15 protein-coding genes, 1 tRNA gene and 1 other annotated feature are annotated in these 13,186 nt (G+C 37.4%); of the genes, 3 read left to right on the top strand and 13 right to left on the bottom strand.

Annotated elements, in window-relative coordinates; all coding sequences use genetic code 11:
• Positions 1-5: 5 nt before the first annotated feature.
• From LMB56_RS10090 to LMB56_RS10060, 7 genes are all read right to left on the bottom strand, one after another.
• Complete coding sequence (locus LMB56_RS10090; RefSeq protein ID WP_153703400.1) at positions 6-680, bottom strand: 2'-5' RNA ligase family protein; 675 nt, start codon at positions 678-680, stop codon at positions 6-8.
• A 1-nt stretch (position 681) separates the two neighbouring features.
• Positions 682-1,758, bottom strand: a complete 1,077-nt coding sequence (locus LMB56_RS10085; protein WP_229283971.1) for a M24 family metallopeptidase — start codon at positions 1,756-1,758, stop codon at positions 682-684.
• A 12-nt stretch (positions 1,759-1,770) separates the two neighbouring features.
• A complete protein-coding gene (locus LMB56_RS10080; RefSeq protein WP_229283970.1) occupies positions 1,771-2,478 on the bottom strand; it encodes a YggS family pyridoxal phosphate-dependent enzyme in 708 nt (235 codons plus the stop codon).
• Positions 2,479-2,603: 125 nt separating this feature from the next.
• Entirely contained in the window at positions 2,604-2,885 is a 282-nt protein-coding gene (rpmA, locus tag LMB56_RS10075) for a 50S ribosomal protein L27 (protein ID WP_019254008.1), read from the bottom strand.
• Positions 2,886-2,910: 25 nt separating this feature from the next.
• Positions 2,911-3,234 carry a ribosomal-processing cysteine protease Prp gene (locus LMB56_RS10070; protein WP_153700804.1) on the bottom strand — a complete coding sequence of 108 codons (324 nt, stop codon included), beginning with the start codon at positions 3,232-3,234 and terminating at the stop codon, positions 2,911-2,913.
• Positions 3,235-3,249: 15 nt separating this feature from the next.
• On the bottom strand, positions 3,250-3,558 hold the full coding sequence (gene rplU, locus LMB56_RS10065; RefSeq protein ID WP_003664009.1) for a 50S ribosomal protein L21: 309 nt from the start codon (positions 3,556-3,558) through the stop codon (positions 3,250-3,252).
• 15 nt (positions 3,559-3,573) lie between these two features.
• Positions 3,574-3,646 (bottom strand) — a sequence feature (ribosomal protein L21 leader region).
• Positions 3,647-3,772: 126 nt separating this feature from the next.
• Positions 3,773-4,405, bottom strand: coding sequence for a TetR/AcrR family transcriptional regulator (locus LMB56_RS10060; RefSeq protein WP_003668419.1), 633 nt, complete (start codon positions 4,403-4,405; stop codon positions 3,773-3,775).
• A gap of 186 nt (positions 4,406-4,591) precedes the next feature.
• On the opposite strand from LMB56_RS10060, the gene LMB56_RS10055 reads away from it, so the two are divergent.
• Positions 4,592-4,665 (top strand) — tRNA-Arg (locus LMB56_RS10055).
• Between the two features lie 215 nt (positions 4,666-4,880).
• Positions 4,881-5,015 (top strand): hypothetical protein, encoded by a 135-nt coding sequence (locus LMB56_RS10445; RefSeq protein ID WP_003664012.1) that lies wholly within the window; start codon positions 4,881-4,883, stop codon positions 5,013-5,015.
• A 61-nt stretch (positions 5,016-5,076) separates the two neighbouring features.
• Here LMB56_RS10445 and LMB56_RS10050 read toward each other — a convergent pair whose 3' ends face one another.
• The 6 genes from LMB56_RS10050 to LMB56_RS10025 all read right to left on the bottom strand — a co-directional run bounded on the left by LMB56_RS10050 (position 5,077) and on the right by LMB56_RS10025 (position 9,413).
• Positions 5,077-5,583 (bottom strand): hypothetical protein, encoded by a 507-nt coding sequence (locus LMB56_RS10050; protein WP_229283969.1) that lies wholly within the window; start codon positions 5,581-5,583, stop codon positions 5,077-5,079.
• A 29-nt stretch (positions 5,584-5,612) separates the two neighbouring features.
• Complete coding sequence (locus LMB56_RS10045) at positions 5,613-6,641, bottom strand: hypothetical protein (RefSeq protein WP_228341727.1); 1,029 nt, start codon at positions 6,639-6,641, stop codon at positions 5,613-5,615.
• The gene (locus tag LMB56_RS10040; RefSeq protein WP_016496718.1) at positions 6,631-7,518 is read right to left on the bottom strand and encodes a hypothetical protein; all 888 of its coding nucleotides are present in this window, start codon (positions 7,516-7,518) and stop codon (positions 6,631-6,633) included. Before LMB56_RS10040 ends, LMB56_RS10045 begins: the two co-directional genes overlap by 11 nt.
• A gap of 181 nt (positions 7,519-7,699) precedes the next feature.
• A complete protein-coding gene (locus tag LMB56_RS10035; protein WP_042746122.1) occupies positions 7,700-8,014 on the bottom strand; it encodes a metal-sulfur cluster assembly factor in 315 nt (104 codons plus the stop codon).
• Between the two features lie 2 nt (positions 8,015-8,016).
• Positions 8,017-8,544 carry a peptide-methionine (S)-S-oxide reductase MsrA gene (gene msrA, locus LMB56_RS10030; protein ID WP_229283968.1) on the bottom strand — a complete coding sequence of 176 codons (528 nt, stop codon included), beginning with the start codon at positions 8,542-8,544 and terminating at the stop codon, positions 8,017-8,019.
• A 17-nt stretch (positions 8,545-8,561) separates the two neighbouring features.
• Complete coding sequence (locus LMB56_RS10025) at positions 8,562-9,413, bottom strand: MetQ/NlpA family ABC transporter substrate-binding protein (RefSeq protein WP_229283967.1); 852 nt, start codon at positions 9,411-9,413, stop codon at positions 8,562-8,564.
• 876 nt (positions 9,414-10,289) lie between these two features.
• Between LMB56_RS10025 and LMB56_RS10020 the strand changes: the two genes are divergently transcribed.
• A partial coding sequence (locus LMB56_RS10020) for a MucBP domain-containing protein (RefSeq protein WP_229287864.1) occupies positions 10,290-13,186 on the top strand: 2,897 nt, incomplete at its 3' end.

The following is a 13,186-nucleotide window of genomic DNA, read 5'->3' as shown; positions in this document are numbered from 1 at the left end:
GTCAATTAGGAACCTAGCGACAGTTTAGAAATTAACCGCGAATTATGATTATACCAATCATGAACGACTAAATCGAGACTAGATGTGGTAAATTGCCCGAAATTAATTGATTTAAATTCTTCTAACGTCTTCAAGAAACGATCTGCCTGCTGAATAGGACTAGTATACCGTGCAACCGTCACATGTCCTGAAATTGTTGGATATCGTTCTTTTAGCAACAAGTCATGTAACGGCAGTTCTTTCCTAAGCGTATTGCGTAAAGTTGATAATTCTGCTGAATAATACCCTTTTACAAGAAGCGCTCCTGAACTAGTGAGCATTCCTGCTAAGCGCCAGTGAATCGGTCCAATTTGTGAAATAATCTGCCCTACTACGTTTTTATATTTTTCCTCTTCAAATGTTAAGAGCGAAAAGTCAGAGCTAGCTGCAATAAGGTCAATAATCGTAATATGCAGGTCAGACGGAGGATAGAAGTATTGGTTGGGTTCAATTGCAGCCAATTTTTGCAGACAAAACATAATATTGCGGCTAACATGCGCAGGAAGTGAAGCAGTAAGCGTCAGTCCTCGCCGCATATCTTTATCAGGATTTAGCAAGTTACGATCTAGCTGTTCTTGATGATTTCTAATTGCTGTCATTCCCTGTTGATTAATATTATTATACAGAGTAATAAGTTGCATACTATTTTCCTACGATTATTAGGTCAGTTGGCGCCTTCGTCAGCACTTCAACTCCACCGTGAGTAACCAGAATATCATCTTCTATCCGGACCCCGCCAATTTCAGGAATATAGATACCAGGTTCAACAGTGATAACTTCATTGTTCCGCAATTTAATATTTTGAGCACTGGGTCCATAGCTAGCAGGCAATTCATGAACTGATAAGCCTATTCCATGCCCCATTCCATGGTTGAATTCATCCCCATAACCTGCTATTTCGATTAATTGCCGTCCCGCAAAGTCAAGTTGATCTCCTCGTTGCCCAACATGAGCAGCTTGAATTACAGCTTCACGCGCCTCATTGACAATTTGATAAACATCACGTAATTCTGGATCAATTGAACCAACGGCAAATGTTCTGGTCATGTCTGCCGTATAGCCATTAAAGTAGTAGCCAAAATCAACAGTAACAATATCGCCGTCTTCAATCACCTTTTTTGAAGCCGTCGCATGCGGTTTAGCCGCATTTTTGCCACTAGCGATAATTGTTGGAAAAGAGGCCCCGCTTGCTCCATGTTCCTTCATCCAAAAATCAAGCAAGTTCGCAACATGGCGCTCTGTCATCCCAGCGTGAACATTTTCTAAAAGGTACTGGTATCCTGCTGAATGTAAGTCTGCAGAAGCCCGCAAAGCATTTACTTCATCACTATCTTTAATCATTCGCATCCGTTCAAGTTGTTGGTGGAAGGGAACAAGATCTGCCGTCATCTGCTCATCAAGCACATCAAATAAGGCGTAAGTAACTGTGTCTTCATATCCAAGAACTGTCACTTTCATCCCCTGACATATCTTATTAAGTGAACCGTAATAGTCACGGGTAATCATTCCCACAACTTCATCATTTTCAAATTCTTCTAATGCAAGTTGGTACCGGTCATCAGTAATAATAATTGCATTATCTTTTGTTACTAAGAGGCATCCATCGCCTTCCATAAGGTTAAAACCAGTAAGGTAATAAATGTTTTTTTCATCCGTTACCAAAAATGCATCGATATATAATTTTTCAAATTTTTTCTGTAGACGTTTAATTCTAGACATAGTACATTTCCTTTAATACTGCCGGTTAGAGTAATCACGAGGGCCAAAGATAGCTGTCCCAACCCGCACACAGGTTGACCCTTCTTCTACCGCTATTTCATAATCATGAGTCATCCCCATACTAAGAACATCTAATTTTAATTGATCATTTTGGTTGTTCATTTCATCGCGCAATTCACGTAGTCGGCGAAAAATCGGCCGTGTTTTTTCTAGGTCATCATAATAGGGAGCACTAGTCATTAATCCCCGCAACTTTACATGTGACAATTGAAGACTGGCCTCAGCTAATTCCATGCAATCTTGCAAAGTTGGCTTAACCCCAAATTTACTCTCTTCTTCTCCAACATTAACTTCAATTAGAATCGGAATTATTCGATCGTGCTTTCTTCCTTCTTTTTCGATCGTATTCATTAGCTTAAGGGAGTCAACCGATTGAATCATTGTAACGTAATCAGCAATGTATTTAACCTTATTACGTTGAAGGTGGCCAATCATATACCAGTTAATGTCTGCTGGTAATTCATCATGCTTTTTGGCTAATTCCTGAACATAATTCTCACCAAAATTGTTCCATCCTGCTTTGTAGAGTTCTGCAATGTCTGCCGCCGGATGATTTTTACTAACTGGTAACAGTTGAACGTCTTGGGGATCTCGACCGCTTCGCTTGCATGCAGCAATAATTTTTTCTTGGACTTCTTTAGCTTTATCAACAATCGTCATTAAACATTATGCTCCCTTCAATTGTGGGTTAATTATATTCTTACATTATAGATTAACATATAATGTAAAATTATTTTAAAAATAAAAAGACTACTATTTCACGGAGAAAAGTAGTCTTTTTATAATTATTCGGCAACTGGGTAAACTGATACCTTACGCTTACTGCGACCCATGCGTTCAAATTTAACAACACCGGCTACCTTAGCGTATAATGTATCGTCTCCACCACGACCCACGTTTTCACCTGGGTTGATGTGAGTACCACGTTGACGGTAGATGATTGATCCAGCAGTTACGATTGAACCATCAGCAGCCTTAGTACCAAGACGACGACCAGCTGAGTTCCGACCGTTAGCAGTGGAACCACCCCCCTTGTGGTGGGAGAAGAATTGCAAATTCATAATCATAGTTGTTCACCTCCAGCAATGAACTTTAATTAAACATTTTTACTTCAATGTTTTGTGGATAGCTCTCCTGGATATCACATAATCCATTTAACAAAGTTTTGAGAAGGATCTGACTATCATGACCAAGGTCTAATCCTGTAACTTCTAGAAAGCCACCATTATCATTATCTTGTTTAAGGTGAGGCTTTGTATGAACAACTTGTTCAAGCCCGTTCACCGTTGAAATAGATAATGCAGAAACTGCGGCACAAACAATATCCTGCCCATATGGACCAGAGTCAGCATGCCCAGTCATTTTAAAAGAAGTGATCCGCTGATTCGAATCTAAAGTAAACTGTGCTCGAATCATGATCTCACCTCCACATTAAGCGTTGATCTTGTTGATAGTAACCTTAGTGTAAGGTTGACGGTGACCTTGCTTAGTGTGAGTGTGCTTCTTAGGCTTGTACTTGAAGGTAACAACCTTCTTTTCCTTACCTTGCTTATCAACAGTACCTTCAACAGAAGCACCGTCAACTACAGGAGTACCGATCTTAGTGTCGTCTCCACCGACAAAGATAACTTGATCGAAAGTTACCTTGTCACCTTCCTTAGCATCAAGCTTTTCAACATAGATAGAAGCACCTTCTTCTACCTTGTATTGCTTACCACCAGTAACGATAATTGCGTACATACTTTGTGCACCTCCTTAATATCTCAGACTCGCCGTACTAAGCAGCTAAATAAGCTTTAGACTTAATAACGCGCGGTTGTAGTTGTTGGTTCACAAATACAACGTTTGTATAATATCAAATATTATTCTCTTCGTCAACCATAATCTCTACTTTATATAACGAAAAAAGACCTTGAAAAAAGTTTTTTCAAAGCCTCTTTTCTTATAGTAGCTATTAAATCTTTTCTAAAGTTCCTTCTAATTCACCATCAAAAAAATTAACCAAAGAAACATTCTCGCTACTAAACTGATCCAACATTTTTGCCACGCTTTGTGTCATGTAACGTGGAGTATAAATCATGCCATCTTCTAGCCATCGACTTACTAGGCCAAGAAATGCTGAGTCAATAAAGGAAATCTGCAAATTAAGCGGGACTTTCAACTGTTGGTTCTTATTCACTTGCTCATTAAAGTGTGTCATCTCATTTGCTAACCGATTGTAGAGTTGTTCATAAAAGAAGTTATTCTTTTCATTATTTAATAGAACATCAAAAATATCGGCGTTATTTTCGATATACTGAAATGCTTTGCGGAGTGAAAACACCTTTACCGTCCGTTCTTTCGAAAAATTACTATCGATCATTACTTGGTTGAAGAAATCGTCAATAATCTCTTGGATTGCTGACTGAATAAAATCTTGTTTATCCTTATAGTGAAGATAGAAAGTTCCTCGGGTGATGTTGGCAGTTTCAGTAATCTTTTGGACGCTAATATCTTCAAGCTTTTCACGTCTCATCAGATATACAAGAGCTTTGCGCAGACTATTACGTGTTTTAATTACACGCGGGTCTGTCTTATTAGCAGCCATTTAATCATCATCCTTCCATCATACAGCTTAAGTCCTTTCTACTTTCGTACTTCTACTATATTTAAAGTATAGTTGTCATGAAAGCGTTTTGTCAACGAAAGTGCCGACTTTATCTTAATAAAATAATTATATCAGATTATTACCATTGACAACTTTGTAGTGAAAATTATATACTTAAATCTGTTTGGAGCGGTAGCTCAACTGGATAGAGCATCGGTCTTCTAAACCGAGGGTTGCGAGTTCAAGTCTCGCTCGCTCCATATAAACGCTATTTTAAAAAGAGGATAGAGAAACATTTTTGTTTCCTTATCCTCTTTTTTAGTTGTCTCAATATAAAATTAGGGATAATTTTCTAATTTTCCACTTTTATTTTTTAAGTATTTCTTAAATACGTCCTCATATATTACACTTTCGTTGCAAAAATAAACATTTTTAATAATAATGAATATAGAGATTGCTTTTTGAGGTGATTATTATGCTACCATTTCTTATTATTGTTTTAATTTTGGTTGCGTCGGTAATTGGTGAATTTATGTTTGGCAGTCTTAGTAACCAAGAAACTGGTAAACATAGTGCAACTACCAATCGCTTACGAGATCGAAAAGCTTAATCTTATATTCCGTTCAACACGAGAGGCCGGGGAAAATTCCTCGACCTCTCGCTTTTTTATTCTAATATTGATTAATCATTGCTTGATAAGCACTAGAAATCTGGTCAGGCGTTAATTGCCAATCGTTAATTCCCATTTTTAATAAAAGATGCCAAGCATGCCGAAAGCTTTCTTGTTGATGATTGAAATAGGCATCACTCAAGAAGTGTTTAATTGCCAGATATGATTTATTAAGGTCTGCTAACTTTGTAGAGCTTTTTGCATCCGTAATCCGTTGCCAGGCTTGATCATCGAGTACAACCAGGTGTGTCCATTGCATCTTTGCACTATACAATAAAAGTAGCGCTACCGATTGAACATACGATTTTAGCAAATCTTCTTTGTCTGCTTCTCTAGGATTAACTACCTTATACCACCCTGCTGCTTCAGCTATATTTGATAAAGAAATATCAAGGTCAACAAAAATTGTTTGCTTTCTTGTTTCTGGCCCAATCATTAATTCCTTTTCATCATCAATCTTTAATTCTAAATCGATAATTTGGTGAAGCATTTTAGTAATATCTAACATTGCTGTGCCTCCACAATAAAATCTGCTTCTTATTCTTCCTCATCAGGAGCTGGATCTTCTGATGGTTCAGCAGAAGATGGTTCATTTGAAGATTCATCTTCTACTACCTCTGTCATTGCTGGTGGTTCTTCATCAACGATCTCCATATGATCCGTTCTGACAGCCAGGGCTGAGCGGTTTGCCAAATACCACTCGCGAACCAGGTCGTAATGAAGCAATACATCAAAGAATGAAATTTGCTCATCAGAATCTTTCACCAAGAAGGCCCACTCTTGACTATAATCGTCCGGGTCAAAAGCAATGTCAAGTTTTGTACCTTGATCTAATAGTAACTCAGCCCCATTGTTCCGTGGCAAATTCATCAACATATAATCTTCATCAGCAGTCGCAACAAATAAACGATCAATTACTGTCAGTGGAAGTTCAGGCTTATTCAACATAAAGCGGCGATCATTTGCAGTTGCTAAAATGCCTAGATCAATCGTGAAATCAAGATCTTTTTGCAAGTATTTAGCAAAATCAATCAGAGGTTTAACCGCATCACGTAATTCAAGGTCAGTATGCTGTTTAAGCGCATAAACGATAAAATAATTTACTAATGCGCGGTTATTAAATTGCATTAATTTATCTTCTAAACTCAGGTAGAAAAGTGGTTCGTGCTGACTTTGCTCTGTAAAAGCCGCTTCTCCTCGACTATCAACTTCAAATTTAAAAACAGCTTCACTGCCAATAGCCGCAACAGTCGCTTCAAATTCATGATTTAATTCATTTTCTGCAACGTTAACAGCTGTATCACCATGCATTTTTAATAGGCGATCCATAAAAATCAGATAATAGTCAGCCGCTTTATAATGTGGTGGGAAATCAATAAATGCATTCGCCAAGTCCAATTTTGCTAGTTTATTAGTAGCTGATAATAAATTCTTAGCATCCTTGGTCTGGGCTAACTGGTCTAAAAGGTCAACATACCTTTGTCCAAGACTTAAAACATCCTTAAATGAATCAGAAAGAGCTTGGACCCGTTCACTAGGAGAAGTTACGATTCGATTATTGCTCATCGTCGTCCACCTGCTTTCCTTCTGATCCATTTAAACTGGCTAAATAATTAGCATATAAATTGCGATTAGCTAATTCGAAATCTTCAAAGCTGCCAAAAGTATCGATAATGCTCTTTTGTTCATAACTTAAAATCGTATTTTCTTTTGATAAGGATAGGACAACGCGTTCATTATCCTTAATAGTTTGGGCTGCATTACGAGATTCTTCTTCTTGGTCCTCTAACTTTTGCAGCTGCTCAACCAGTTCCTGGCGACTTTCCTTGTTACGACTTGATTCCCAAATGCCAGACCGTGAACTAATTTCTTTTAATTGTTCTTGAAGAGCTTCTTTACGTTCCTCACGTTCTCGTTGATGATCAATCAAATCTTGGAGACGGTCATTTTCACTAGAGATTTTACTAATCCGGTCACTATTGTAACGTTTATTGTCACGCGCTAATTCAAAAGCCGTCCGTAATTTATCATATTCTGTTTGATCAAAAGAAAAGCGAACATTCAAAACGTCTAATTCACCAAATTGACGGCGATCCCACCAGTTACCAAAATAAATCCGGTAGTGACCAGTTTGATATTCTTCATAATAGAAGAAAGGATAGGTTTTACCCAAATATTTAATTAAGTTTTCACTAAGGTAATTACTTAATTGATCAGCCAAATCATCGACTAGGTTCATTACACCTTTATCATTTGGTTGTTGTTCTCGATGCTCAATCTCTTTAGCATAGCGTTGGTTATCTAGTAATTGGTAGATTTCCCGATCACGATGGTTTGAGATTGCATCATTAAAGCGTCGCAAATACTTTATCTTTGTAATAATTTGTTGATTGATGACTTGAGTAACATCAAGTGAATCACTATTAGTTTCTACACTCGCCATAAGCATGCTCCTTGTCTAAATAACTACCTATTATAATAAATAACTTTACTACCTTTTTTCCACTCTTTTTAAATTTTTTTCAAAAACTTTATATTTTTAGCACAGATCTGTTTTTTGAAGGTAAAAATAAAAGACTTTCCGTAATGAAAAGCCTTTATTCCCTTATCCAATTATTCAAATATCAATGAACCCCTAACGATAATTTAGCAAAACGGCTCATCCGATCAATCGTCCAAGCTGGTTCCCAGACAAATTCCACATCAACGTTTTTCACCTCTGGAACCTCTCTTACCGCTTTAACTACCATGTCAGCCAGCACATTTGTCAACGGACATCCCATTGTCGTTAGCGTCATTTCAATCAAACATATTCCATCGTTATCGAGATCAATTGTATAAACGAGGCCCAAATTAACAATATCAATATGAAGTTCAGGATCAATAACTGTTGCTAATTGTTGGACAATATCGTCCTTAATTGATTGTTTGTCTCTCATAATTAATTATTTTTCCAATACTTCTCAATAAATTGTTGCCGGCCACCAGCTTCTTCTAAGGCAAAACGTTGCGGATCTTTCTTATAAAAGTCTTGATGATAGTCTTCTGCGGGATAGAAAGGTTGTGCATCCTCAATTGTTGTTACAATCTTTGCATCGCCAAAACGGCCGCTTTCCTGTAAAGCCTTTTTCGATTCTTCTGCAATTTTACGCTGCTCATCATTTTTAACGAAAATTACAGGACGATAATTATCTCCCCGATCCTGGAATTGACCACTTGCATCAGTCGGATCAGTTTGGTGCCAATAAATCTCTACTAAGTCTTTGTATGAAATTTTATCAGGATCAAAAGTAATCTTTACTGCTTCTGTATGGCCTGTTGTTCCAGAACATACCTGCTCATAGGTTGGATTGGCAACATGTCCACCAGTGTAACCCGATTCAACTTTGTCAATTCCCGGATAAGTATCAAATGGCTGAACCATGCACCAAAAGCACCCGCCTGCAAATATCGCTGTGTCTAAACTCATATATATATCATCCTTTCTTAATTACGACCATAGATTAGCCATGCCGCTTCTTGTGCACCCTTATATGTCTTGTTAATAGCTTTTTCAGTTTGCTCTGTCTGATATGCTTTTACAATCTCCTTATATACTTTATTATCCTTATTCTTTTCTTGAACCGCAATAATATTAACATATGGTTTTGCAGCTTTATTAACTGGTTCAAGATAAATTGAATCCTTCTTTGGGTTTAACTTTGCCGCTACTGCATAATTTCCATTTATAATTGAGGCATCAACCGAATTTAATGCTCGCGCAGTCGTTGCAGGATCAACCTCTTTAAATTGTAAATGCTTAGGATTACTTACAATATCTTTTAAGGATGGCTTAATTCCACTTCCTTTCTTTACTTTAATTAAGCCAGCCGACTGCAAGACATTTAACCCTCGTCCAAGCGTTGTGGGTTCATTAGGAATTGCGATCGTTGCTCCTTCCGGAAGATCTTGAATTTTTTGATACTTGTGGGAATAAACTCCTAATGGTGAAATCACAGTATTTCCAATTGATGTTAAGTGTGCGTTTTGCTCTTTGTTATATGATTCAAAATAATAACGCGTTAAACATGAATGCATATCAATTTTACCTTCCTTTAACGCAACGTCTGGCTGAACATAGTCATTGAAAACCACATACTCAATATTGATTCCTTGTTTCTTCAATCTTTTACGAACATTATCCCAGACTGGTTCCGAATCTGTCCCTACTAATCCTAAACGAACAGTTTTAGTTGAGGTTTTATCAAAACGCTGGTGAATAATACCACCAATCCCAACTGCTACAATAATTACTAAAATACTAAAAATAATTAATCCTGTTCTTCTCTTTCGTTTCATTTTCTTCCTCCTTTGCCAGAAAAGAAAAACGTCCCTAAGAACACCTCAATCGTGCTCTTAGGGACGCTAATAACGTGTTACCACCCTGTCTTCAGTACAAAAGTACCCTCCATTCTAATCTCAGCTTGAAATTAGAAGCATAGATAACGGTTGCTACCCCGTAGAGAATTTGCTTTTAATCTAAGTTCATCCTCTCAATTAACCAAAGACCATCTTCATTATTTCGTTTCCTACCATTTCTCAGCTCCTATGGCTCTCTGTATTGGACGTAAAATAATTACTCATCTTTTCTAACTCAATTTTAATTTATTTTTAATCATACTAACAACAGATGTTACACAAGTCAACATATTTCTGGAAGTTTTCCTGTACATAATTATGAAATTTACTTTTTTAACTCTCTAACTTCAAAATCCAGACTATGATTTTTGAATCAATCAGAAACCGTAGTCCGGATTTTAGATTATTTATAACAATCGATTCCCCATCGGTTAATTAAACCAATTTTGTTAGGTTTAATGACATCAACACTACCCCGATATTATTTTCAATTTTACCCACCCACAAAAATTGCTGAGTCTAAATTTATCTTAATCACATTTTTTGATGTTATTTTTTAATTTTGGCCGTAATTTTTAAATATATCATCATTTTCCTATAATTGAAAGCGCTTTTAAAAGTTAATTATTCTCATATTTATCGTTTGCTTTTTTAATCAAATTACCCCAATACATTTAGTTAATGGCGTTAATTTTGTTTTATAATTAAGCGCCAAAAGCATTGTTAGAATAATAAGTTATTGATATATTATTTGTAATCTTATTGGTAGTTATTTTACATTTTTATGTAAATCTGTATATTAAGGGGAGATGGCAAATGACTAATAAGAAAATGATAATCAGTGCATGTTCAATTGCATTAAGTGGGGTAATTTTACTTAATGCTCAGACTGCACATGCATCAGACACAAATGTAACTAGTGAAAGCATTCAAACTACGAATAGTCTTTCTAATTCAAGCACAGGAACTAGTAGTGATGCCCAAAGCACAACTGCATCAAATGATAATACTACTGAAACAGCAAGCCAAAATACACAAACCAGTAACGAAACTAACGCAGCTGGTAAAACAGTTGAAGATATCTTTAAGCAAACATTAGATTATAATGATAGTTTTATTGATTATAATAATATTAAAGAAATAAACCAAACGATTAATTATAAGGATCGAACAACTGGCGAAGAAATTGCTCCTTCTAATAATCAAACCTCATTCTTAGTGCCATGGTACGACACTAGGAAAGTCACACTGAAATATATCGTTGATGATTCTTCAAAGAATAAAAATAATCCTAATGCTGGTCAAGTAATTCAAACCTATGATATTTATCAAGGTGCTGGATCAACCTTACAATTTGATTTTGCAGCAGTCGCAAAAAGCTTTCAAGACGCGGTAAGCACTACTCCAGGGATTGAGGGCGCAAATCACTGGCATGTCCAGGATACTTCACACCTAGCCACATATAAAATCGATGGTAATATCTATAGTGATATCTCATTTACAATTAAAGTTACTCCAGACACTTATGATGATGGGAATAGCACTACCTATGCTAACTTGCCAACATCAATGTATAAAACTGAAAAAATAGTGAATTTAGATAATGCAAAAAAATATTATGCACGAGTAGATGGGGACAATATCCTACGAGAAGTTAGACTCAGTGGTAATGATATTAACTTCTACTTTAATGAAGTCAAATCACCGTATATCAAAAATTACAAATTGGAAGATCCTAATCAACTAATAATTCCCGCGAATAGCCAATCATTAGCTGATGGTCAATCCCAGATAATTGATGTTTATTATCAACCTGTTTCTACTAGCAGCATAGTTGAAGAGGCACTTCCAGATACCATGGTTGATTTTAATAGCATTAAGGAAGTCACCCAAACGATTAATTATAAGGATAAAACAACAGGGAAAGAACTTGCTAGTGCTAATATCCAAACACAATCATTAGTTCCTTACTATCAAACAAGTACAGTTACTATTGAAATTCGTTCTGTAGATTTCACAAAAATCGCCAGTGGAGTTGGCAATATAAATAATCTTTATGAATATGCAGAAAATTATCCACTTAAAGATAAGGTTATTCAAACATACCATATTACACAGCCAGTAGGATCTACATTACAATTTGATGAACAAGCCCTAGGCCAAGAATTACAATCTACTTCTATACACTGGAGTGATCCTGAAATAGGGGGGATAACTTATCATTGGCAGTTAAACTCTTCTTTTTCTGATGATATAGGGAACGTCAAGTTTACTGACTCTAACCAAACAGTGCGTCTATATATTAGCCCAAACGTATATTCGACTGTCGGTCCCGATCCTGAAGGAGGGAAATATGCGGATGGTTTTTTATACTACCCAGAAGTACCTAATTCACTTTATAAAACTGAAAACATCACCAACCATGTATTTGCTGGTGGTACGCCATCATATGCTATTGTAAAAGATAATCAAATTATCAAATCTGGAATAACAAATCCCGCTGATACCAATTTTGAATTTGAGGCAGTCGCTTCACCTAATATTAAAAATTATCAACTAGTGGATACGAACCAACACACTATTCCTGAAACTAGTGAAAATGCGGCTAACGCTGCCTCACGCACAATTGATGTTTTATATACTCAAAGTGGTCAATCAGATACTGGTACCCCGCTTACCGATGAAGTTAAGCCTGTCGCTAATATCATCAACTTTGTTGACCCAGATGGCAACCCGGTTAAAGATCCTGATGGTAACCCTGTTACTAAGAAGGTTTCTGGTAATCCTGGTGACCCAATCACCCTTGACTTGCCTAAAGGCTTCCACTTCCCTAACGGTAAGACGCCAGACATCTCTATTGATCCCGACAAGCCGGTTGTAAATATCCCAGTTATTAAGGATCTTACTGATACTGGCGATCCACTTACCGAGCAAGTTAAGCCTGTCGCTAATATCATCAACTTCGTTGATCCAGATGGCAATCCAGTTAAAGATCCTGACGGTAACCCCGTTACTAAGAGAGTTTCTGGCAACCCGGGTGACCCGATCTCCCTTGACTTGCCTAAAGGTTTCCACTTCCCTAATGGTAAGACCCCTGATATTACCATTGACCCCGACAAGCCGGTTGTAAATGTCCCAGTTATCAAGGATCTTACTGATACTGGCGACCCGCTTTCCGAAGGAACTAAGCCCGTCGCTAACGTCATCAACTACGTTGACCCAGACGGCAACCCGATTAAGGATCCTGATGGTAACCCCGTTACTAAGAAGGTTTCTGGTAATCCTGGTGACCCAATCACCCTTGACTTACCTAAAGGCTTCCACTTCCCTAATGGCAAGACGCCAGACATCTCTATTGATCCCGACAAGCCGGTTGTAAATATCCCAGTTATCAAGGATCTTACTGATACTGGCGATCCACTTACCAAGCAAACTAAGCCTGTCGCTAACGTCATCAACTACGTTGACCCAGACGGTAATCCGGTTAAAGACCCCGATGGCAACCCCGTTACTAAGAGAGTTTCTGGCAACCCGGGTGACCCGATCTCCCTTGACTTGCCTAAAGGTTTCCACTTCCCTAACGGTAAGACCCCTGATATTACCATTGACCCCGACAAGCCGGTTGTAAATATCCCAGTTATCAAGGATCTTACTGATACTGGCGATCCACTTACCGAGCAAGTTAAGCCTGTCGCTAATATCATCAACTTCGT

This window comes from Limosilactobacillus reuteri, from assembly GCF_020785355.1.
GTDB lineage: Bacteria > Bacillota > Bacilli > Lactobacillales > Lactobacillaceae > Limosilactobacillus > Limosilactobacillus reuteri_I.
Note: the sequence above shows the minus strand (reverse complement) of the source record. Positions and strands in the feature narration are given on the sequence as shown.